This window comes from Rhodococcus sp. NPDC057135 (assembly GCF_042670865.1).
Classification (GTDB): Bacteria; Actinomycetota; Actinomycetes; order Mycobacteriales; family Mycobacteriaceae; genus Rhodococcus_F.
Genome location: NZ_JBHUUU010000002.1, coordinates 359736 through 382373 on the forward strand (window position 1 = coordinate 359736; position 22638 = coordinate 382373).

Annotated in this window: 20 protein-coding genes; 10 read left to right on the forward strand and 10 right to left on the reverse strand. The window is 61.7% G+C overall.

Annotation, left to right across the window (positions count from 1 at the left end):
- Nucleotides 1-75: 75 nt before the first annotated feature.
- Together ACFT1A_RS04630 and ACFT1A_RS04635 are read right to left on the reverse strand one after the other, a co-directional pair.
- On the reverse strand, nt 76-1029 hold the full coding sequence (locus tag ACFT1A_RS04630) for a M56 family metallopeptidase (protein ID WP_230815619.1): 954 nt from the start codon (nt 1027-1029) through the stop codon (nt 76-78).
- A gap of 25 nt (nt 1030-1054) precedes the next feature.
- Complete coding sequence (locus tag ACFT1A_RS04635) at nt 1055-1468, reverse strand: BlaI/MecI/CopY family transcriptional regulator (protein ID WP_003944876.1); 414 nt, start codon at nt 1466-1468, stop codon at nt 1055-1057.
- Between the two features lie 177 nt (nt 1469-1645).
- Between ACFT1A_RS04635 and ACFT1A_RS04640 the strand changes: the two genes are divergently transcribed.
- Entirely contained in the window at nt 1646-4219 is a 2574-nt protein-coding gene (locus ACFT1A_RS04640) for a bifunctional lysylphosphatidylglycerol flippase/synthetase MprF (RefSeq protein ID WP_378446001.1), read from the forward strand.
- Between the two features lie 10 nt (nt 4220-4229).
- On the opposite strand, the gene ACFT1A_RS04645 is transcribed toward ACFT1A_RS04640, so the two are convergent.
- Genes ACFT1A_RS04645 through ACFT1A_RS04655 form a run of 3 tightly spaced genes read right to left on the reverse strand, consistent with a single transcriptional unit; the run spans nt 4230 to nt 7626 of the window.
- The gene (locus tag ACFT1A_RS04645) at nt 4230-5081 is read right to left on the reverse strand and encodes an ABC transporter ATP-binding protein (RefSeq protein ID WP_020907760.1); all 852 of its coding nucleotides are present in this window, start codon (nt 5079-5081) and stop codon (nt 4230-4232) included.
- The gene (locus ACFT1A_RS04650) at nt 5078-6169 is read right to left on the reverse strand and encodes a FecCD family ABC transporter permease (RefSeq protein ID WP_378446002.1); all 1092 of its coding nucleotides are present in this window, start codon (nt 6167-6169) and stop codon (nt 5078-5080) included. Before ACFT1A_RS04650 ends, ACFT1A_RS04645 begins: the two co-directional genes overlap by 4 nt.
- A complete protein-coding gene (locus ACFT1A_RS04655; protein WP_230815749.1) occupies nt 6166-7626 on the reverse strand; it encodes an iron ABC transporter permease in 1461 nt (486 codons plus the stop codon). The genes ACFT1A_RS04650 and ACFT1A_RS04655 overlap by 4 nt, the downstream gene beginning before the upstream one ends.
- A gap of 202 nt (nt 7627-7828) precedes the next feature.
- On the opposite strand from ACFT1A_RS04655, the gene ACFT1A_RS04660 reads away from it, so the two are divergent.
- A complete protein-coding gene (locus tag ACFT1A_RS04660) occupies nt 7829-8611 on the forward strand; it encodes a hypothetical protein (RefSeq protein ID WP_378446003.1) in 783 nt (260 codons plus the stop codon).
- Between the two features lie 236 nt (nt 8612-8847).
- Nucleotides 8848-9276 carry a PaaI family thioesterase gene (locus tag ACFT1A_RS04665; protein ID WP_003945020.1) on the forward strand — a complete coding sequence of 143 codons (429 nt, stop codon included), beginning with the start codon at nt 8848-8850 and terminating at the stop codon, nt 9274-9276.
- A gap of 68 nt (nt 9277-9344) precedes the next feature.
- On the opposite strand, the gene ACFT1A_RS04670 is transcribed toward ACFT1A_RS04665, so the two are convergent.
- Nucleotides 9345-10760 carry an NAD(P)/FAD-dependent oxidoreductase gene (locus tag ACFT1A_RS04670; protein WP_378446004.1) on the reverse strand — a complete coding sequence of 472 codons (1416 nt, stop codon included), beginning with the start codon at nt 10758-10760 and terminating at the stop codon, nt 9345-9347.
- A 443-nt stretch (nt 10761-11203) separates the two neighbouring features.
- Here ACFT1A_RS04670 and ACFT1A_RS04675 point away from each other — a divergent pair, with 443 nt between their 5' ends.
- Complete coding sequence (locus tag ACFT1A_RS04675) at nt 11204-11968, forward strand: ArsR/SmtB family transcription factor (RefSeq protein ID WP_378446005.1); 765 nt, start codon at nt 11204-11206, stop codon at nt 11966-11968.
- A 421-nt stretch (nt 11969-12389) separates the two neighbouring features.
- Here ACFT1A_RS04675 and ACFT1A_RS04680 read toward each other — a convergent pair whose 3' ends face one another.
- Nucleotides 12390-12701 (reverse strand): hypothetical protein, encoded by a 312-nt coding sequence (locus ACFT1A_RS04680; RefSeq protein WP_378446006.1) that lies wholly within the window; start codon nt 12699-12701, stop codon nt 12390-12392.
- A gap of 52 nt (nt 12702-12753) precedes the next feature.
- Here ACFT1A_RS04680 and ACFT1A_RS04685 point away from each other — a divergent pair, with 52 nt between their 5' ends.
- Genes ACFT1A_RS04685 through galE form a run of 5 tightly spaced genes read left to right on the forward strand, consistent with a single transcriptional unit; the run spans nt 12754 to nt 18187 of the window.
- The gene (locus ACFT1A_RS04685; protein ID WP_378446007.1) at nt 12754-14841 is read left to right on the forward strand and encodes a glycosyltransferase; all 2088 of its coding nucleotides are present in this window, start codon (nt 12754-12756) and stop codon (nt 14839-14841) included.
- Between the two features lie 47 nt (nt 14842-14888).
- Complete coding sequence (locus tag ACFT1A_RS04690) at nt 14889-15161, forward strand: PqqD family protein (protein ID WP_378446008.1); 273 nt, start codon at nt 14889-14891, stop codon at nt 15159-15161.
- A gap of 7 nt (nt 15162-15168) precedes the next feature.
- Entirely contained in the window at nt 15169-16047 is an 879-nt protein-coding gene (locus tag ACFT1A_RS04695; RefSeq protein ID WP_378446009.1) for a hypothetical protein, read from the forward strand.
- A complete protein-coding gene (locus ACFT1A_RS04700) occupies nt 16026-17156 on the forward strand; it encodes a nucleotidyltransferase family protein (protein WP_378446010.1) in 1131 nt (376 codons plus the stop codon). Before ACFT1A_RS04695 ends, ACFT1A_RS04700 begins: the two co-directional genes overlap by 22 nt.
- The gene (gene galE / locus ACFT1A_RS04705; RefSeq protein ID WP_378446011.1) at nt 17153-18187 is read left to right on the forward strand and encodes a UDP-glucose 4-epimerase GalE; all 1035 of its coding nucleotides are present in this window, start codon (nt 17153-17155) and stop codon (nt 18185-18187) included. The genes ACFT1A_RS04700 and galE overlap by 4 nt, the downstream gene beginning before the upstream one ends.
- Here galE and ACFT1A_RS04710 read toward each other — a convergent pair.
- The gene (locus tag ACFT1A_RS04710) at nt 18159-19205 is read right to left on the reverse strand and encodes a hypothetical protein (RefSeq protein ID WP_378446012.1); all 1047 of its coding nucleotides are present in this window, start codon (nt 19203-19205) and stop codon (nt 18159-18161) included. The two genes, galE and ACFT1A_RS04710, sit on opposite strands and share 29 nt — an antisense overlap.
- A 527-nt stretch (nt 19206-19732) precedes the next feature.
- On the opposite strand from ACFT1A_RS04710, the gene ACFT1A_RS04715 reads away from it, so the two are divergent.
- Nucleotides 19733-20866, forward strand: a complete 1134-nt coding sequence (locus tag ACFT1A_RS04715; protein WP_378446013.1) for a diguanylate cyclase domain-containing protein — start codon at nt 19733-19735, stop codon at nt 20864-20866.
- Here the strand turns inward: ACFT1A_RS04715 and ACFT1A_RS04720 are convergent.
- Nucleotides 20855-21328, reverse strand: a complete 474-nt coding sequence (locus ACFT1A_RS04720; RefSeq protein WP_003945009.1) for a DUF5709 domain-containing protein — start codon at nt 21326-21328, stop codon at nt 20855-20857. The genes ACFT1A_RS04715 and ACFT1A_RS04720 overlap by 12 nt on opposite strands.
- 73 nt (nt 21329-21401) lie before the next feature.
- A complete protein-coding gene (locus tag ACFT1A_RS04725) occupies nt 21402-22607 on the reverse strand; it encodes a lipase family protein (protein WP_378446122.1) in 1206 nt (401 codons plus the stop codon).
- Nucleotides 22608-22638: the final 31 nt, after the last annotated feature.

Sequence of the window (22638 nt, forward strand, 5' to 3'; positions counted from 1 at the left end):
CGCCACCGGCTAGGTCGAAGTCAGGTAACCCCGCCTGTGACCTGCACTACTACACGTGGTTGCGCTGGTCAAGACTCAGTAGGCGTTGAAAAGCAGGCGAAGTTCCGTGAGCCAGGGCACTGCCACAGCCACGGTGGGTACCACGAGAATGGCGACCGCCCCCAGATACGCAAAAATCGCAATCCGGGGATCGGCATCGTCAGCCGAGAGGCGCTGCACTCGAATGAGCGTTGACGGACCGCCCGCTGCCATCGCTCCGCGCGGTGCGGTGGATCCGGCACACGCGACCAGGGCTCGTGCCAGGGGAGTCGGTCCGGTAGCGCGGACTGCCGAATCGTCGGCGAGCAACTCCACCAGGAGCTGTACGGATCCGAGAGCCGACTTGCTACGGACGAAACGGGGGAACGCGTGGTTGACCGCGGTGAATGCCTCGAGGACGAGATCGTGACGAGCCCGCAAGTGCGAACGCTCGTGCGTCAGGATGGCCTTGACCTCGGCATGATCGAGGTTCTGCAAGGTGCCTTGACTGAGAACCACGCGTTGACGCAGACCCGGAAGGCAATAGGCGATCGGTTCGTCGACGTCGAGCACTCGCAGGTCGGGTGTGCGTTCGACCGAGGCGGGCATGGCGCAATCGTCGAGTAGGTCAACCAACACACGGTGACGTGCACGGCGACGCCTGGTCCTCACGGCGACCTGAATGACCGAGAAGATCAGCTTTGCGCCGATCAGAAGCGTCAGGGCAAAAACAACCACGTACAGAATCCACAGCGGCAACCCGAGGGCATCGATCTCGGCCGTCGGAGCCGTCGTCGGCCTTCCGTCAGCGCCGGGAACGAGCAGCTGGCTGGCAATGGCCAGGCCCGAGCTGAACGCCGACAACACCGCAGCGATTGCGACGGCTTGCCACAGAACCAACGCCGCGCGGGGAGCGCGGTAAGGCCACGTCGAGCGGCTCAGGAGTGCGGGTACCGGACCGGCCAGCAACAAGGCAAGCAGTCCGAAAACCAGTGCAGTAGTGGCGTTCATGTCCTACACATCATGCACGACGAATTCAGTTCGGCCTAGAAATTCCGGGCTGCGCAGCCTTTTTCGCGGACTCGCGCACCTCGAGGGCAGCGAGCGCTTCGCGGAGAGCATCGGCTTCGTCGGCATTGACCTGGCCCACGAAGTGAACGAGTGCCGCAGCGCGACCGCCGGACTCCGGAGCCTGGGCGAGAGCGTCGACCATCAGGCTCGCAACCAGTTCTTCGCGCTTGTTGACGGGAAGATAGCGATGCGCGCGATCGTCACGTTGCTGAATCACCAGATGCTTCTTCGCCAGGCGCTGCAGAACGGTCATGACCGTCGTGTACGCCAATTCGCGATGCGTCGCGAGTGCTTCATGCACCTGTCGCACAGTTTGCGGTTCTGATGTGGACCACAAATGATCCATCACCGCGCGTTCGAGTTCACCTAGACCTGCCATTCTTCGATTCTACGGACTTCCACGACGAAATACGTACTACTGGTAGTAGTAACCGCCTTGGTGGGGGTGTGGTATTGGCCATAGTGATCTGCATGACGGTTACGGTGGTGATCGCAGAGAGAAATGCCCGATACTGAGCAAGCCCCCAGTCGATCCGCAGAAAGTAGCCGCACGTAGATGACGATCGACAGTTCGCCGGGCACCGAAGAATCCACATCACGGGCACGGGCAGTCGCGCAGAAAGCTGCCGACATCGTTCGTTTCGGCATTCGCGACGCACCGTTGACGGTCGTTCTACTTCTCACCATGTGGATCCTGGGCGCTGCCACGGGCAGCCTGGTGCACGGACCGTCCCGCGATCTCGAGCACGCGATCGGCGCGGGAATGGGCTCGATCCAGCACGGACGCATCTGGACTCCGCTCACCTCCGCTCTGTGGGCGGGAAACCTGCTCGGGTACATCGGTGCGAGCGTGCTCCTGATCGCGGTCGCTGCGCCCCTCGAGCGGCGCATGGGGACGGTCAAGCTCGCAATTGCCGGAGCGAGCACCCAAATCCTCGGTGTGCTCCTCGGACTCGGCTGGGCATCGTTCGCGAAGGTGTTCGACTCCAACTGGGGATTCCGCCTACACGTCGGCTCCGCTGTCGGCGCGAGTGCATGGATCGTCGGCGCCGTCATGGCCGCCAGCTCGAACATGGGCACACTGTGGCGTCGACGCATCCGCGTCGGAACCCTGGCTTTGACCATCACCTTGGCCCTGTTCAGCGGCCAACTTCAAGATGTCATCAGGTTCTTCGCCGCCGTCGTAGGTCTGGTGATCGGCCAGTGGATCGTGGGACGGTCGGCTCGCGGTGAGCGAATCGCCGGGACCCAGCGGGAGGGCCGCGTCCTCGTGGCCATCGTCGTGGCGGCCAGTGCGATCGGCCCGATGATCGCCGCACTGTCTCCGCAAGCGGTAGGTCCACTTGCCGTCCTGCGTGACCTCTTCCGCGGAGTTCCGTGGACGGTGGCCGAGGTTCGAGAACTGTGCGCCGAGTCCGCGTCGGACCCGGATTGTCGACGAGGTCTCCTCGAGCTCAGACTCTCCGGTATCGGGCCGACCCTGCTCTCGCTGATGCCGTCCATTTTTGTCCTGGTGCTGAGCGACGGGCTTCGGCGTGGCCGCAGATTCGCCTGGATAGCGACGGTGTGCGCTCAGGTTGTCCTGCTCGTCCTCTCGATCGGGAACTTCGTCATCAGGTTCGTCGACGCCGTGGACAGCGACAGTCTCTTCTACGGAATCAGCGATCCGAACGTGTACCGGACACTAGTGCCGTTCCTGACGCCGCTGTTCGTGCTGATCCTCTTGATCTCCACACGCCGATACTTCGACGTGGCGGCCCCGGCCAAGACATACAGACGCTTGGGCGTCGCGATCGTGACGTTGCTCGGGGTCCTCGCCGTGATCTACGTGGGCGGCGGAATGCTCGCCAGGCACGGGTTCGACCGCGAGCCCACTGTCACCATGCTGCTCGCGGACTTCCCGCAGCGCCTCGTACCGCCGGTGTACCTGCAGTTGATCGACCCGCGCCTGCTTCCCGTGGACATCGAGTCGACGTTGCTGTTCGAGTGGACCGGCGTCGTGTTCTGGGGCGTTGCTGCCGTGCTGGTCTTCGTGAGCTTCCTCAAGCCCGTCAAGACCGCTGATCCGAAAGCCGCCGAACGTGCGCGATCGATGTTGCTCGCCGGCACCGGCAGTCCGTTGTCGTGGATGACGACGTGGAAGGGCAACACCTACTGGTTCAGTGCAGACGGTTCGAGCTATGTCGCCTACCGCGTCATCGCCGGAGTCGCACTCACCACCGGTGACCCGGTCGGTCCTCCTGATCGGATGCGCGCAGCGATCGAGGGGTTCGCCGAGTTCGCGTCGTCGAACGGGTGGATTCCCTGCTTCTACTCGGTGACCGACGACGCGCGCACCATTACCGATTCCATGGGCTGGAGCGGCCTACAGGTCGCCGAGGAAACAGTGCTCGATCTGGGCGGAATCGCGTTCACGGGCAAGCGGTTCCAGGACGTGCGCACGGCACTGAATCGGGCGAAGAAGTCCGGGATCACGGCCGAGTGGATTTCCTTCCCGCACGCGCCTCTCGCGATCAAGGATCAGATCGTCGCGATCTCGGAAGAGTGGGTAGCGGACAAGGGGATGCCCGAGATGGGCTTCACTCTCGGCGGGCTCGACGAGGTCGACGACGAGGCGGTGCGCTGCCTGATCGCCGTCGACGAGGATCGCACGGTGCACGGTGTCACGTCGTGGCTGCCGGTGCATCGCGACGGCCAGGTCGTCGGCTGGACCCTCGACTTCATGAGGCGACGCTCCGAAGGGTTCCGGCCCGCGATGGAGTTTCTCATTGCTTCTGCCGCACTGAAATTGGAGGAGGAGGGTGTCGAGTTCCTCAGTCTGTCCGGTGCACCGTTGGCAACAATCGCCGCCGACTCCACTACGGACACAGCCGAACCTGAGGCCACGACCTTCTCGGCGATGATGGACAGCGTCCTCGATCTACTCGGTCGCACACTGGAACCGGTGTACGGCTTCCGATCGCTGCTGGCCTTCAAATCGAAGTTTCAACCCCGATACGTACCGATGCACATGACATTCGCCGATCCGGCCGCGCTACCGAGCATCGGCAACGCGGTCGGGCGGGCATACCTGCCGACCGTGTCGATCGGTCAGGGATTCAAACTCGTTCGGACGATTCTGGGTCGCTGATTCGCGATCTTCAGGCGGGCTTGGCAGGCCCTCCGACAGCGCCGAAGACGTGTCGGGTGCCGATCGGGACGATCAGGGGACGATCCGAGACCGGATCGTCGATGACTGCAGCTTCGAGACCGAACACCTCGAGCAGAAGTTCCGCGGAAATGATGTCCTTGGGGACGCCCGAAGCGACGACGGCGCCGTCTCGCATCACGATCAGATGATCGCTGTACCGGACTGCGAGATTGAGGTCGTGCAGAACCATCACCACGGTGCGCCCCATTTCCTCGTGGAGTTGATCCACCAGGTCGAGGACTTCCATCGAGTGCGCAAGGTCGAGGTACGTGGTCGGCTCGTCGAGGAGCAGGATGTCGGTTCCCTGGGCGAGAGCCATCGAGATCCAGGCCCGCTGACGCTGGCCGCCGGACAATTGATCGACCGGCCGATCTGCAAGGTCCGAGACTCCGGTCAGCTCGAGTGCTTCTGCAACCTCGCCCTCGTCGTCCGCAGACCACTGCCGAATCCACGACTGATGCGGGTGGCGTCCACGTGAGACCAGATCGGCGACGGTGAGCCCTTCAGGCGCTACCGGCGTCTGGGGGAGCATGCCGAGGACCCGCGCGACTTCCTTGGTCTTCATCGAACTGATCGCCTTGCCGTCGAGAATGACCGATCCACCCTTGGGCTTGAGTAGACGGCCCAGCGCGCGGAGAAGTGTCGACTTGCCGCAACCGTTGGGTCCGATGACCGTCGTGATCACGCCGGTGGGGATCTCGAGATCGAGCCCGTCGACGATGATGCGATCCCCGTACCCGAGCGTCAGATTCTGCGCGACGAGACGCGAAGGAGCATCGGTGGACTGGGCGATGGTGGTCATGCTGTGACCTTCCGATTGTTACGAACCAACAGGTAGAGCAAGAACGGACCACCCAGTGCGGAAGTCACGATTCCGACGGGGAGTTCCACAGGCAGAATTGTTCGAGCGATGACGTCGCTGCCGACCACCAGTACAGCACCGGTCAGCGCGGAAGCCACGATGGGCGGGCCGGCAGAGCGCACCAGACGCATGGCGACCTGTGGCGCAGCCAGGGCGACAAAGCCGACCGGACCTGCTGCGGCGGTTGCGATGGCGGCCAGCGCCACGGCGGAGAGCAACAGTTTGGCCTGCGACGATTGCAAGCGAACACCGAGTGAGGTGGCGTTGTCGTCGCCCAACCGCAGCGCTCCCATGGTGAACGAGGCGATCACCGCGTAGCCACCGACCAGCGCGACAGCGATGGCTACCGGCCACATCTGATTCCAGGTGGCACCGTTGAGCGAACCGTTGAGCCACACCTGTGCTCGGGAAGCATCGTTGATGTCCGCCGAGATGAGGAGCCATCCCGTCGCTGCCACGAGCATGGCGTTGATGCCGATGCCGATCAGGATGAGGCGGAACCCCTCGACGCCTTTACGCCATGCCAAGGCGTAGATCACCACTGCTGTCAGCAGTCCGCCACAGAGGGCCGCCAACGGAATCCCCAGTGTGGCAAGCAGTCCCACGAACGACCCGCCACCGCCGAGCACGATGAGAGCAACTGCGGCAGCGCTCGATCCCGCCGTGATTCCGAGGATGTCGGGGCTGGCGAGGGCGTTGCGAGCAATCGTCTGGGTGACCGCACCGGCAATGCCGAGTGCCATACCGATGAAGAGTGCGGTGAGCGAGCGAGGAAGTCGGAGGTCGAAGACGATCAGGTTCTGTGTCTTGCTTCCATTGCCCAGCAGGACGGAAATGACATCGGGGATCGAGATCGGATAGTCGCCACGTCCGATGTTGATGCAGAGCAGAAGGAAGAGTGCGACCGCGAGTGCAATGCTCACCGACACCGCGAGTGGACGGTAGACCAGCGAGAATCCACCGATACGAATCGACTTACGGGAGGGGACGGTCCGGGGGAGCACCCGGAGTTCTTGCTTGAGCGTCACAGACTTGCCAACTTCCTGCGGCGTACGAGAGCGATGAAGAACGGGGCGCCGAAGAGGGCCAGGATGATTCCGACCTGCAACTCGCCGGGGCGCACGACTACGCGACCGATGATGTCCGCGGTGATCAGCATGACCGCACCGAGCAAGCCCGCGTATGGGACCAGCCAGCGGTAGTCGGGTCCGGTGATGGCCCGGGCCACGTGGGGGACCACCAATCCGATGAACGCGATAGGTCCACACGCTGCAGTCGCGGCGCCGGTCAGCAGGGTGATCGCGATGATGCCGAGTGTGCGACTGAACGCGATGTTCGTTCCCAATGCTTTTGCGACGTCCTCACCCAGGCTCAGGACGTTGAGACCAGGCGTACTTGCCAGGGCGATGACCAAACCGAGTATCAGGAAGGGGAGGACCTGCCAGAGAACGTCGAACCCGCGACCGGACACCGACCCGACCACCCAGAAACGGTAGGCGTCCAGGCTGGTCTGGTCGAGGATGATCACGGCATTGGTCATGGCTTGCAGGAAGAACGCGACGGCTGCGCCCGCCAGAGCCAGACTCAGAGGACTTGCGCCGCCGTTTCCGATGGAGGACAAGCCGAAGACGACGATGCTGGCGACGAACGATCCTGCAAACGCGAACCAGAGGTACTGACTCGGTGCGGTGAAGCCGAAGAGATAGATCGCCATGACTACGAAGAACGCCGCGCCGGCGTTGAGGCCGAGTAGCCCGGCATCTGCCAACGGGTTACGTGTGTGTCCCTGGATCAGGGCGCCGGCGATACCGAGTGCGATGCCGACAACAAGACCCAGGATGGTCCGCGGAGCACGCAACGTTCGCACGATGATGTCCGTCTGGGTGCCGTCCGAACTGAAGATGGCGTGGAAGATCTCGGCAAACGTCAGCGGCCGAGCGCCCACCGCGATGCTCGCGAGCATGACGAGCGCGAGAAGTACCGTGAGCACCGCGAGACCGATCAGCCGGCGTCGACGAGTTGCCCCGACGCTGTTGTCGCGCGCGAGTTCCTCGAACCCTTCTTCGCGCGCCGTGCTTTCACGGACCACCTCGATACCGGTTCGATCGAACGGCCTGCGCAGAGCCCGGCGAACACCGATGGGCTGCTTTGTCTTCGCGTCTCGCGTGACCAGGCCTACCCATCCCTTTCCCGAGGTCCGGCCCGTGGCACCTTCGCGGAATCCGAGGTTCCACACAAGGAGACCGACGGCAATGGCTATTGCCGTCCCACCGAACACGGCGCGGTCGGCTTCGCCGCCACCGTTCTCGTCTCGGAGCGACTGAACGATGTACCAGCCGACGAGCAACGGAAGCAGGAACACCCCCGCGTCGAAAATGCCAGCTAGAACACGCATTCGGACAGGAGCCGGGCCGCGCGGCACTATGCGCCGTCCGTACGTCTCGCTGGGTCCTCGGGGATGTCCGTTCCCGAGAGGTTTGATCATCGTCACTGGCGGTTCGAGCTCCTGGTCTTTGTGCGCAGGGAATTCGCATCTTAGGTTACGGAACCCTATGTGGGTGTGCTCCCCGCGGGGCAAGTTCCTGTGAATATGCGGTGCCCAGCGTCACAGTTCTTTACTCTTGAATTATGGTGAGGCTAACCTACATTAAGAACCACAAGACAACTTCGGCCGATTGGAGTGCACGGTGACAATCACCTTGACCACCCAGCATGCGGATGTTCGTGAATTCGAACTCCGGTCGAACGCATTGAGCCGCACCAGCGTTCGCCTACGAGCACTCAACCCTGACTATCCGCGTGTCTATGCGGTTGCCGCCATGGCAGGCGAAGGTAAACGGCGCTGGTGGCAGCTCAGTGAAGGCTTGTGCGGGGATCGGGTGCAACAGATGTTCGCCCGTTCACTTCAGGATCTCGACAGCGCTGAAGCTGCCGCGATACAGGTTGCGACGTCGCTCATTCATGCCGTGGTCGGCAGAGTTGCCGCATCCATCGTCTCCGAGGGGTCCGCCTGGGACCCGGGGCTCGAGAACCTGTTCATCCACATGGACAGCGACGGCGGAATCGACTGGGCAGGCGTGCTCGACGAAACGCTTCGTGTGGCACCCAGCGGGCGAGAGTTCGGAAGTGACGGCGTCGTCGACATGCCGTGTGAAGAGGCGCTCCTCATCTGGACTGCGCACCGTTGCCTGACGTCGCTGCGCGCCATCTACGACGCCGTGGCCAGATGTGCGCCCGTCGACCAGTTCAGATTCTGGGGACTGGTGGGGGAGTCGATCCTGGGTGCAGCTGCCTATGTCCCCATTCTGGCCGGTGAAGGCGAATCGGTAGCGCAGCGCCGTGGACAGGGCCTGCTCGACGCCTTTGTCGCAGCCGGGTTGCCGGTTCGCGCGCGCCGCAAGGTCTCGCTGCGCCCTCGCTGGAACCAGTTCGACGAAGGGCTTGCTAAATTAGGTCAGCCTTGCCTATGATTGTGGAACACCTCGCGGAGAGTTACACACCGCGAGAGTGGCGAAACTGCCGGACCGCGCCGGAGTCCTGAGGGCTGCAGAGACTCCCGGTCCTTCCCACGGCGGGTTTCACATCGATTGATGTGAAACCCGCCGGTTCTTTTTCCAGACCTGATTCCAAGCTCGAGTTACCTCTCGTGTAATCAAGTAGGGAGTGGCAGCCACACCGGCGCCGGAGAATCACAGATGGAGATGGCATGGTCGACACTGCTGAGACCGCAGAGATGATGAAACGGCTCGGAACGGGCTTCGACGCCACCATCGGCCTGGAATACACCGAACTGAGCCCAGATCGTGTGCGGGCGCAATGGACGGTCAAGCCCACGCTGCACCAGCCCGCAGGGATTCAGCACGGCGGCGTGTACTGCTCGGTGGTGGAGTCTCTCGCCAGCGTCGGTGGCACCGTGTGGCTGGGCGAGCGAGGCCACGTGGTCGGCGTCAACAACAACACCGACTTCCTGCGTGCAACGAGGGAAGGCACACTCACCGCAGAAGCCACCCCGATTCATCGCGGACGCACTCAGCAGCTCTGGGAGGTTCGCATCACCGACGAGAACGACAGACTCGTCTCCAAGGGACAAGTTCGCCTCGCGAACATCACCGAGGTGGCGAAGATCGGAAACTGAGAACACGGGAAAGGGCGGCAGTGGAGTTGAACTCCACTGCCGCCCTTCGCCGTTCAGTCAGGTACTGATCAGCCGGCAGCCTTCTGTTGCTTGCCCGCGGTCGTCTTCGACTCGCCGTTGGAAGCGCTGTTGGACTCCGTCGCTTCCTTGTTCTTCTTCTCCAATTCGCCCATCGCGTTTCGCGCGAAGACCTGCTGCTCGGTGGACGCCATCTGTGCACGGCCACGCCCGAAGAACGTCACAGCCCATGACAAGAGCGTCGAGGCGCGCGAACGGAACCCGACCAAGTACAGAAGGTGAATTGCCAGCCAGGCAACCCATCCGATGAAGCCACTGATCTCGAGCTTGCCCACCTTGGCTACCGCGCTGAAGCGCGAGATCGTTGCCATGCTGCCCTTGTCGAAGTACTTGAACGGAACTCGCGCCGAGGGGGACTGACCATTCAGTTCCGCCTTGATCTGCTTGGCCGCGTACTTGCCGCCCTGCATGGCGACCTGAGCCAAACCGGGAAGCTTGTCGAGCGACATCATGTCGCCGATGACAAAGACATTGGGGTGTCCGGGAAGCGACAGGTCAGGATTGACCATCACGCGGCCGGCGCGGTCGGTTTCTCCGCCGCTCTGCTCTGCGAGCTGCTTGCCGAGAGGGCTCGCCTGAACTCCGGCAGACCACACCTTGCACTGCGACTCGATACGGCGAAGCGTGCCGTCCTTCTCCTTGATGATCAGACCGTCGTTGTCGACGTCGGTGACCATCGCGTCGAGCTGGATCTCTACGCCGAGCTTCTCGAGGGTCTCGGCTGCCTTACGGCTGAGCTTGCCGCCGTACACGGGCAGGACTGCAGGAGCGCCGTCCAGGAGCACAACACGTGCCTCACGCGGATCGATCTTGCGGAAAGCGCCGTCGAGCGTTCGGCGGGAAAGCTCGGCGATCTGTCCGGCCAACTCCACGCCGGTGGGGCCGGCGCCGACCACGACGAAGGTCAGCAAGCGCGCGCGCTCGGCAGGATCGTCCGACAGCTCGGCTTGTTCGAACGCGCCGAGGATACGTCCGCGCAGTTCGAGGGCATCGTCGATTGTTTTCATACCCGGGGCGAACTCTGCGAACTGATCGTTACCGAAGTATGACTGACCGGCACCTGCTGCCACGATCAGACTGTCGAATGGCGTTACCGTGACGCGTTCGAGCAGGCGCGAGGTCACAGTCCGGTTCTCGAGATCGATCGTCTCGACTTCACCGAGCAGTACCTGGGCGTTCTTCTGCTTGCGCAGCACGAGCCTCGTGGCGGGAGCGATGTCCCCGACCGAGAGGATGCCGGTGGCAACCTGATAGAGGAGTGGCTGAAACAGATGGTGGGTTGTACGCGCGATCATCGTGATGTCGGCATCGGCTTTTTTGAGAGCCTGAGTGCCGAACAATCCTCCGAAGCCGGAACCGATCACCACTACGCGGTGGCGGTGCGGTTCAACCGACTGGATGCTCATTCCGTACTCCTCGAGTTCTAGGCGACAGTCCTACGGTAGTCCCACCGCGGCCGAGCTTCTCTGCGAGCAGCCCGTCGAACGCAGCTGGGTCCGAATCGATCAAGCGGCCCCGGAGGTGATCACTCCCGATGCGATCGGCTTCGCCGAACCGGGGGTGATCACCACTTTGTCGAGGTGTCGGCTACTGGCGGACCGACAAGATGAACAGTGCGATGCAGCCGCCGACGAAAACCAGGATCGACAGGGCCACCGACGCATACCCGACACCTACTCCAATTGCTGCCCAGTCCATGTGCCCAACCTCTCGTGTACTGCGATCCGGGATTCAGATCACATCTGCCTAGTGACATCACACCTCATTGATCCCTACTTCCGAAACCCGGCACGCCCAACCATTGACATGCAAGTAAATGCTTGCATATTGTGAGTTTGTGGTCGACCGAATGAATGCAGTGTTCAAAGCTCTTGCCGATCCGACGCGGAGGCTTCTTCTGGACCGCTTGTTCGTAGCCAACGGTCAGTCGCTCGGAGATCTGTGCGAGAGCCTCGACATGAGCCGCCAAGCTGTCACGCAGCACCTCACCGCGCTCGAGGAAGCAAATCTGATCAGCACGGTTCGGCAGGGGAGATCCAAACTTCACTATCTCAATCCCGTTGCGCTCGAAGAAATTCGAGAGCGATGGATCAACAAGTTCGAGGTACCGCGCCTGAATGCGCTCAGTGCCGTCAAAAAACTCGCGGAGGAAGCCATGACCGACAAGCCCAGTTTCGTGTATGTCACCTACATTGCCAGTACAGCCGAGAACGTCTGGAAAGCGCTCACGGATGCACAGGCGACTGCCGAGTATTGGGGACACAGCAACGTCTCCGATTGGCAGCCGGGATCGACGTGGGAGCATCGCCGGATCGACGGCTCGAACATCGCGGATGTAGTCGGCACCGTGGTCGAAAGCAATCCACCGTCGAGGTTGGTCACCACCTGGGCCGATCCGAACGGCGAACCAGGCGTCGACATATCGCGGGTGAGTTTCGACATCGAAGCCTTCGGCGCGATCGTGCGCCTGACCGTCAAGCACACCGATTTGGCGGACGAATCGGCTCGCATGGAGGTAGCGGGCGGATGGTCGGCGGTGCTGTCGAACCTGAAGTCCTATCTCGAGACCGGAAACACGCTTCCGGTGGCGCCGTGGGAGATGCCGGTCGGTTGACGGTTGGCAACCGGGGCAAACGAGCCCCCTGAACAGGAGGAGGTCGCCGTACTTTTGTCCGAACTGTCGGCCCAGTCCAGTCTCAAGTTCGCATAACCGTCAAAAATCGGCGCGTTCAGTCTGTAAAGTTGCCAGATGGATGCTAGCGTTTTCCCCGACATCGAGTGAGGACGACCTCGTCTCGGACGCATGGGAGAAACACTATGGGCGGCGACGCTTTTCAGAATGTTCCGGTTGATCGACGCAAGTTCGTCAAGACAGTTCTGGCGGCCTCGGCGGTAACTGTGCCGGTCGTGACGTCGATCAGCCTCGGTGGTGCGGCGCCGGCCTTCGCAGCCGGTGACACGCCGAATCTTTCCGGAGCGCCCAGTCGTGGCCAGCAGAATCCGAATCAACCAGGCGGTGAACAACCAGGCGGGAATCAACCCGGTGGCAATACGCCGGGAGGGAACCAGCCGGGCGGAAACGAGCCGGGCAACCCCGGATCTTCAGGAAGTTCAGGATCGTCGGGAAGTTCGGGGTCCTCGGGTAGTTCCGGGAGTTCGGGATCGACTGGAAGTTCCACAGGCTCTGGATCAACTGGTAGCTCTTCAGGTTCGGGTGGAACGACGACCGCAAAGCCCACCGGGCCCACAGAGCCGACGGAGCCGACCGTCCCGACTGTGCCAACGGTGCCGACCACTCGCACCGAGCCGACCCTCCCGACGGTCCCGACCAAGCCGACGAATCCCACGGAACCTACGTAACCGACAAGACGCGACTGGTTCCGAGGGAGCACACCGACGATGACAGAGTTCGACGTCGCGCTACACCGCGCTCTGAAGAAGTTTCAGAGCGCGGGGTCAGTTCAGGTGAAGGAGACGCCTCCACACGGAGAACCGGCCGATCTGACTGTCGCAATCGCGACCTACGACGATTTCGACGGGGCGTACTTCACGATCCATTCGATCCTGGTCCATCATCGCGAGATTCTGGACAGAGTCGAATTCGTCTTGTTGGACAACAACCCCGAAGGGTTGCCGGCACCGATGCTCGAATCGTTTGCCGGGTACATCGATCGATTCCGCTACATTCCGTTCACCGACGTTCGATCCACGGCAGTGCGGGATGTCCTGTTCCGCAAGGCAACCGGGAAGTACGTCCTGGTCCTCGACTCCCATGTGATCCTGGCGCCGGGATCCTTGTCGGCGTTGTTGGCGTATTTCGATGCAAATCCGGACACCGACGATCTGATCCAGGGACCGATGCTCTCCCAGGATTCCTCGCATATCGCGGCCACCCACATGGACCCACAATGGCGCAACGGAATGTTCGGCTCCTGGGGTGTTGATCCGCGCGCGAAGCAACACCCCGACGTGCCTTTCGAAATTGTCATGCAGGGCCTCGGCTCATTTGCCTGCAGGCGCGAGGCGTGGCCCGGATTGAACTCGCATTTCACCGGATTCGGAGGTGAAGAGGGGTACATCCACGAGAAGTTCCGAATCAACGGCGGCAAAGTCGTCTGCCTTCCGGCATTCGGTTGGCACCATCGATTCGAGCGCCCGGCAGGTGTCCCGTATCGAATAAATTGGGAAGATCGTGTTCACAATTACCTGCTCGGTTGGAGTGAAGTCGGTTGGGACCTCGGCTCACTCCATCGTCAGTTCTCCAGGTACCTCGGTGATTCGTATCCCGAGATTCGCCGCCGTGCCGAACTGAACGTCCAGCGACCGGAACTGATTTTCGGTGGGGTGATCGTTCTCAGCGATGACAGCCGAGTCGCTCCGTGGCGTTCATGCCTGGCCGAGGCCGAGTCGATCGAACTGACCGTTCACCGTGCGATTCCGTCGCAAGAGGACGGTCCGGATGTGTGGAGGACGGCGTCCGCGTTGCTCGCCGGAATCGACAAGGCAATTCTGCTGGGATGGAAGTCGGTGGTTTTCCTGGACGAGGATCGCGTGATCGAACCAGCCCTCGCGTACAAACTGCGGAACATAACCAACGATCTCCCCACCGAGGCCGATACGGCCGTTATCCACGCACACGGCGACAACCTGCCCGGGGCCACACTGATTGTTCGCGCGGCGGCGTACCGAGCCCTGCGGGACGAACTCTCTCGTCTCATCGACGGACCCGCGCCGACCGACTTTTCACTGGCGGCGTATCTGCTCGAGCGGGGCGCAGTCGACGTTGTGCTCAATCGTCCCCTGTCGCCCGCCCGGTCAGTGGGAGAACATAACCCGGATATCGAGGATTCGAACTCGGAACTCGGCGTTGTCGTCGTTAATCTCGACCTCGACATCGACAGATGGAAGGCGTCCTGGCATAGATTCATTCGCCTGCCGGGCGTAGCCGCGGTGGAGAGGGTCTCAGCTTTCGAGGACATGCTGAATCAGGAAGCGGCCTTTGCCGTCTCGTGGCGTCGCGCGGTCTCTCGGGCGACCGAGAATGGCTGGGATTCGGTCCTCATCGCAGCTGACGACGTCAGTTTGCTCGATGCGGCTGCCTCGATCCTGGACCATGCACGCGAAGAGCTCGATCACCGCGATTGGGATGTCGTCCAACTAGGACACGACCCGAAATCGAGGGACGGAGCTCTGCTCGACGGTTCGGCACTCTTGCGCACCAGCCCCGAGAACCGTGGTGTCCACGCCGTTCTCGTCCATTCGCGCGCCTTCGAGCGAATTCTCGACGAGATTGCGGATCCGGAGTCAGATCCCGAAGCATTCGGAAAATGGGCGGGTCACTACCGAACTCTGGGCGACTACCTGGTGGATGCGAGTGCCGGGGGAGCGCTCACGTGCCTGACGGTGGCACCCGGAATCGCCTCCACACGCAGTCTGATTCGTTCGGGCGCAATCGAATCCGAATACTCACGACGCTTCGCGCTGTGAGACCACCACCAAAACGAAAATCGGATTCGCTGAATCAAGGAGATATCTTGACCGAACTACTCGAAGATGTGAGACCGCAACGCTCTCAGACGGTGGAGAGCAACGATCTCACCGACGGGGTTGTGCTGTACGACAGTTCCAGCGAGGTTGCCCATCACCTCAACCCGGTCGCGACGTTGGTGTGGGAACTGTGTGACGGCCGGACCGTCAGCGAGATCGTCCAGGCTGTGGCAGAGGTGCTCGAGATCCCTGACCACGACGCGCAGTCGGTAGTCACCGAGACATACGGACAGCTGAGCACCTCGCGTCTGCTGGTGTGAGAATTCCGTGATCGGGAACGACGTACCGCACTTCCGGGCGCACTACCTGTGGGTTGACGCGATTGTGCGCGGTTTCGGCATACCAGAGGTCGGCGTCGTCGAGCATCGGATTGCCAGCCCCTGGCCTGCGGACAACAACGTCGACGTTCGGATTCAGCGGAATCGCGCGACATTCGGTCGCTGGGACGTCACCATCGAATCGACCATCGGTGGGGGCAATGAAACGCTGATCGGTCTGGACGGTCTACATCTCGCGGAGAACGTGTATCGGACGGTGCACCGGGATGTCATGACAGCCGCACAGGCCCAACAGTGGACACGGCTGCACGCCGCTCTGGTCGACTGCGACGGTGTGAGAGTGGCGATCGCCGGGCATTCCGGGGCGGGCAAGACAACCTTGGCGCTCGCCCTTGCCCTGCGGGGTGCTCGACTACGCGCTGACGAAGGCGTCTTCATTCGTGGCACCGACGCTGTGGGCCTACCGCGGCGGGTTCACCTCAAAGCCGGTACGTTCGACGTCCTCCCGGAGATCAAAGCGCACGATTCGCTGTATCTTCCGTACGTCCCGCCGGTGTGGGCGTTGGACCCGTCAATCTTGCCGGCTGAACCGAACGTCGACTCGGCGATTCGCGGAATCGACCTGGTGCTGATCCTCGACGGATGGGACGAGGGTCCGACTCGACTCGCTCCGATGCCCGTATCCCAGGCGATACAGTCGCTGGCCGAGCAATCCGCATTGTGGTCCGACAATCACGGACTGACCCTGAGAAACATCGCTGCCCTACTATCGAATGCCCCGTGCTACAGACTGATTCGGCACCACGGCGACACCGGCGCGGACACTGTGGAGGAACTGGTGGCGTCATGCGTGACACCCGGTATCTGATTTCCATGTTGGAACCCGAGTGTGGGGCCGACGTCATCCGCTTGTGTTCACAGCAGGATTGGCCCAGAGTCATCGACGCCGCTGCAAGGCACAAGGTGTTGCCGCTGCTCGCCTCCCGAGCAGTCGAGGCCGGCTTCGCATCGGTCCTGCCTGCGAGCTTCGCGGAAATGCTGTCGGAATCCTCGGCCACCGCATCGAGTCCGGAATTGACGCTGAGCCTTGTCCATCACCGAAACACCATTCGGATCTCGGACCTCGACGCGCAGCGAGTGGAACTGCAAGAGTTGTTACACAGCAACGGATTTCCGACGGTTGCGCTGAAGGGTGCCGCCCTTCTCGAGCGAAATGTCTGGCCGAACCCGGCAGCACGCCGGATGACGGACATCGACCTCTTGGTCGTCGACCCTGCACACGCCGTTCCGGCCAACGAAGCGATCCTCGATTTCGGCTATCGAATGGTCCGCCCCGACGAAGTGGACTCCGACGCCATCGATCACGACGATCATCAGGAACCGGCACTACTTCGCGACGACCGTCATGGCTCCGTCGAAATCCATTCGCACTTGCTTCCGCGGTTCGCCCGTCACGCATTGACCCGAGAGGCCGCGGTCCGAGGAATCAGCGCAGAGGCGAAAGGATCCCGGCTTGCGATTGCCGACGTGACTCTGCACGTCATCGCTCACGCGCGGCTGGCCGATCGGGCCTTGATTCGAGCCGATTTGTCGATGAACAGCGTTTTCGACGTGGGGTACCTGCTCGCTTCCGAACCGGCACTCGCTGTGACGCTATCTCGGCGCCAGTTGCCACGAGATGTCCGTCGGGCGGTGAACGTCCACTGGGCCGCCGTGGAATCGATCTTCGGCGTGAGCACCGGAGTGAGCACCACCTCCGCGCGTTGGTGGTGGCGATGGACGTTGTGGTTGGCCGATCGCCCACGTCTGCACTCTCTCTACCGCGACCTGGTTATGGTGCCGCTCTTTCTCGACCGTGATCGGCTCTCGATCCGGGACGGGCGGGACCTACGGGGATGGGACTTGGCGCGCGCACGCGTGTCTCACTTCGTCCGTCGTGCGAGGACTGCTGTCGAAGATGCCGGGGGAGCAGCATGAAAGTCCTGATTACCGGCGGAGCGGGATTCATCGGAAGCACCGTGGCGTCGAAGTGCGTCGACGCCGGGATCGATGTCGTGATCCTCGACAACCTGCTGACAGGCCGTGCCGAATTCGCCCATCGATTCCCGTTCTACTGTGGCGACATTGCGGACGACAAACTACTCGACAAGATATTCACCGACCATCCCGATATCGGTGCCACAGTTCATTGTGCTGCTCTGATCGTGGTCGGAGATTCCGTCAGTAGCCCGGCGCGGTACTACGAGAACAACGTCTCCAAATCACTGGCGCTGGTTTCGAGTGTCCTTCGGAACGGGTGTGGGCGCTTCGTATTCAGTTCCTCTGCCGCGGTGTACGCGCCGGGCGAGGGCGGGTGTGTCGACGAATCCTCGCCGATCGAACCGCAGAGTCCCTACGCGCACAGCAAAGCTCAGTTCGAAACCATGCTCGACGACATCGTGGCAGCAACAGATTTGTCGGCGATATCTCTCCGATATTTCAACCCGGTCGGAGCAGATCCGGAACTGCGAAGCGGAACACCGTCGGCACACCCGACGCACGCACTCGGAAAGCTCTTCGAATCATATTCGACAGGAACACCTTTCAAAGTGACCGGGACGGATTGGCCGACGCGCGACGGGTCCGGAGTGCGTGATTACGTTCATGTCTGGGACCTTGCAGATGCTCATGTTCGAGCACTGCAACGGTTCGACCGGATCACCGCCGATTCATCGGGAATGACTGTCGTCAATCTGGGCAGTGGGCGGGGGACCACGGTGTGGGAGCTGGTTCGCACATTCGAGAATGTGCTCGGTGAAGATATCGACGTGGTCGTTGCCGACCGACGCACCGGTGACACTGCCGGCGCTTATGCGTCGAACGACCGTGCGTTGCGACTACTCGGGTGGGTTCCGACATTCACCCTGGAACAGGGGATCGAGGACACCGCACGGTGGCTGGCCGTGCGATCCCACCTGCTGAATTCGGTGTCGCCGAACGTCACCCTGTCGGGTCGTCGTCGAGGGTGATGTTGTTGCTGCGTAGCCAGAAGGTGGTGTCGGGATTCCACCCGGCGAGCACGGTGGCACCCGAGTTGGCCGACAGCGGTATCGCGATGCCTGGAGTGGTCAGGTACGCCATCATCGTCAGGTGGACGGCGTCGTAATCGTCGGCCACCGAGACCCAATCCGGGATGAACCAGTTGCGGAATTCACCGGTCGTGTCGTACCACACGGAGCGACGTGAAGCGGGCACTGCCAGGGGATAGGTGTCGACCAGTTTCGCCCAGTCCGATGGACCGGCGATTTCATAGATGCGGGGCGTGCCATGGATCCTTACAGGCTGCACCCGAGCCTCGTTCGACGAGCTGTCTTCTTCGAGAAACACTCCGAGGGCTCCGATACCGTCGCGAGCCCTGGTCGTTTCAGTTGTGCCGTTGGCAAAAGGGGTGGACCACCATTCGCCTCCGATATGACGGTCCGGATCTGCGTTCTGATACTCCAGAAACTGACGTTCGGTAGCGAGCGCCTCAGCGCGCCACTGTTCGAGGCCGTCTTCCGTACGGTAAATCCGCACGGGTAAGTCCGACCAGCCGTAGATGGGATTTCGCTTCTCAACCAGATGCTGGTTCAGGAGGTCAATCGGCTCGGTCCACCAGGCAGAGTGCGGCGAGGCGAGAAGGGCCCGGGCAATCGGCCGCAATGCCGCAATGACCGCGGGGCGCACGAAGATCACGTCTTCCTCGTCGGGCGGCTCCCAGTAGCGCGCAAAATCGACGGCATACGCGAGACAGTGCAGAATCTCGAGTTCCGACATTTCGGTGATTGCTCGGACGTCAACAGCGTCGAGTACTTCGAGCGCATGTTCGGCGAGTTCCGACATTTCGGTGATTGCTCGGACGTCAACAGCGTCGAGTACTTCGAGCGCATGTTCGGTCGATTGAGGCCAATGTCTACCGGAGCGTGCGCCGGCGTGGCTCGCGTACCCGACGTTGGCGCAGAACCGACGACCACGCGGTGAGCCGAGGACGAGCGCCACAGAATCCATGTGGATAAAGCTAGCGGACGAGTTGACGGGGGACGTTCGAATATCCATTACTTGACATAATGTAGATTATCGGCAAATTGTCGACCTGGCGATATTCGGCTTACGTGCCGTTTCTTGCATTCGTCTTCGACGTCGCCTGCCCATGTCGATCTGTGGGTTTCATCTGCCGTCTGTTCACACATTTCCGTCCGAGATCACTGACTGCCTTGGGCTTACTTGATCTGATCATTGCGACTCGACTGTCGTTGGCCGAGTCGCTACCGATCGACATCTGGCTTCGCCGGCGACTGCGGCCACGCCGAGTGGCTTAATTGCTCACGAAGCAAGATCGTCCAATAAGCGCTCTGATGTGGAGTGATGTTGATGAATGCGGTTCGCCCACTTCCGACCACCCGCCCTCAATTCGTCACTGTGACGTATTAAGGGCGACAGGCTGGACGCGAGTGCAGGTCCATTGTCATTGCCACGGACTACTATCGCCGCATGTGTTGTATTCGACCGGCCGCTTCTCATGGTCAGTGGCCGCGATGAGCGACACACCCAAGGTCGTGCACCGGTGGCTCGCAGTGCCAGACCAGTTCGACCGATTCACGCGATTCTTGCGCGACAACGGAATTCTGATGCCGACTCGGATAGGCATCGGCGTATTGGTTTTCCTCCTGGGTGTCACGATTCTGCTGAAGCGACTGGGCACCCACTCGGTACAGACCATCGGATTTCCGTTGGACGTCGTCGTCGCAGTGCTTGTGATGATCGGTGGAATTGCCCTGCCTGTCATTGCGACCAGCCGTGAAAGGTCGTATTTCTTAGTCGTTTCCGGGGACTTCGCTATTGCAGTGATCGTGCTGGCCGAGGCGAATCCGGATCAGCGATTGCTCGGATGTCTCGTCTTCGGGCTCGTCGGCTCGTATGTAGCCTTCTTTCACAACCTTCGAGCCCAACTGTGGCACCTCCTGTGGTCCGGGGCGATTATCGTTGTCGCCAGCATCGGGGTTTTCACGGACGCGCCTTCGTCAGCCTCAGACGTACTGGGACGCATCGCCTTTGCCATCCCTGTCATCACTGTCATACCGGTCGTCACACAGATTGCGCTGGCGCTCCTGAGCAACGACGCACAAAGCTCCGAACTCGATCCATTGACGGATCTGCTGAATCGGCGTGGACTGGCGCGGCGGACTTCCGAACTCCTACAGGCGAAATCCAGCCTCGATCAGTCTTTGCTGGTTGTGGTGATCGACATCGACAATTTCAAACACTTCAACGACACCTACGGTCACGACGTGGGTGACCGCGTCATCTTGCGGACCGCGTATCGACTCCACGACTGGGCCAGATCGGACGCAGCGATCGCTCGTATCGGCGGAGACGAGTTCGTCGTCGTTCAGATGATGCCGTTGCCCTATGTCGGCGACTTGCTCGCGCGGATTCACCCCGTCATGAACTCCCCTACGGGCGAACCGCTCTCGACGACGAGCATCGGCATAGCCGTACACAACGGCGGCTGGCCGGACGTGCAGGCAGCAGAAAGCGGCCTGCACGATCTACACCGCCTAGCCGATTCAGCGATGTACGAAAGTAAGAGGTTGGGCGGAAATCACGTTCATTCCATCGTCCTCACCGATCAGCAGCCACAACAGGTCGGCGGTCGTTCAGTCCTCTGAGTCGTCGATCAGATGCATCGCGGCTTCCTCTGCCGACGCTGCGCCGCCGTCGATTCCGACGTCTCCGGCGATGAGTTCGCTTTCCTCGTCTTCGTATCGGCCCTCGTCTTCGGCAACGAGACGCCCGACGCGGCGGTTACCCACTTCGTCACCGTTCGGGAATTCTTCTTCACGTTCGAATTCGTCGGCATCGGCGGGATCCTTCAGCGGATCACCCAGCGACGCGTACGGATCGGGTTCTTCCTCGGCCAGGCGCTCGTCGAGGGTCTCCCCCGCGGATTCCTCGCTGCCGGTCAACCCGTGGGCATCAAGTCCCAGTGGGCGTTCCGGTGGTGAGATTCCCTCGTCGAGAATGTCGTCGACGCCTCGATCGATCAGAGTGTCTTCAGGTTGAAGCTGGTCGTCGGGATCGAGACTGTAATCGCCATTGCCGGCCGCGCCGGTGTCATCCGTGTCGCTCATGCACTCAACGATGCCACGGGCACACGGAGTTGGCCACGCGCCGCGCCTGCTCGATACATCACGCCGGAGATCTTCAGCACGACCGTGGCGCGGGCATTCCGTCGAATCTGTCCTGCAGATACTCGAAAGCGGTGGGCAGACCGAGGACAGCGGTGGTGAGGTGGTCCGGGCTGGGGAACAGTTGGGATTGAATCGTTGCTCCCGCGGCGCAGTACCTCGAAATGGTGTTGACCACCGAATCGATGGGAATCAGCACGTCGTCGGGCGTGTGCCATTCGAACACGGGGGCGGTCGGTACTCCTGGATAGAGTTCGACGCTGTTGTCGTCCATCACCTTTCGCACTTCAGGACTGGACAACAGGGAAGTCGACGTCGACACCTGGGAAGCGCTGCGCCCGGCGCCGACTCTCAGGATGTCGTTGGTGCAGGCATTGGTGAGTTCGGACCGCATCGACCGACCGAGGTCGTTGAGTTGGTTACCGAGTGGCAAGAGGTCGGGATACTCCCGCTCGAGGCCCATCGCTGCGGCGAAGGCGAGACCGAATGCCGGGTGCGGATCTTGCCCGAGCCCATTGGCCATCTTGGACAGATTCATCGGAACGCCGCCTTCGGCAACACCTACGAGGTTGACCTCGGGTGCGTAGGTCGGCGCCAGTGCAGCTGCCCACGCGGTGGCCATACCGCCACCGGAGTATCCAGCGATGCCGACTGGGCTGGCGCCGCTACGCAATTCGGGGACTTTCTGGACGGCGCGTATGCCGTCGAGCGTGATCTGTCCGCCCAGTCTTGCGGCGCCGTATGCGCTGTTGGGTCCGAGATGGTCGGGAAGCGCGATAGTCCATCCGCGCTGCAGAGCGACGTTGAGGATGGGTGCTTCACGGATGACGATGTTGGGATCCGATGCGTAGAGCGCTCGCGACGGCGCACAACCCGTTCCGAGTGCGTTGACGATGTGCTGATAGGAGAGCAGGGGGCCGTCCTGCGTTTGATTCGGCGGGACCAGGATAGTGCTGACCGCGGCAATCGGCTTGTTCTCGGAGTTCGTGGACCGATAGCTGACCTGCCAGATCGCGACGCCCGGAAAAGTCATCAGATCGGGGGCTCGCCGTACGGAGATCGGCGTGCCGGCACTCCCCTCGGCTGCTGCTTGCGAATAGAACGGGTCCGGGTCCGGTGCGGGATACGCGGGATCTGCCTGTGCAGTCCACCCGGAGAGCAGTGTGGCGGTCAGCGCCGCGGCAGTCAGCATCGATCCGGTAAACACGCGTTTGGTTCGCAGTTTCAACGTTTTCCCCTCGTCCGGACCCACG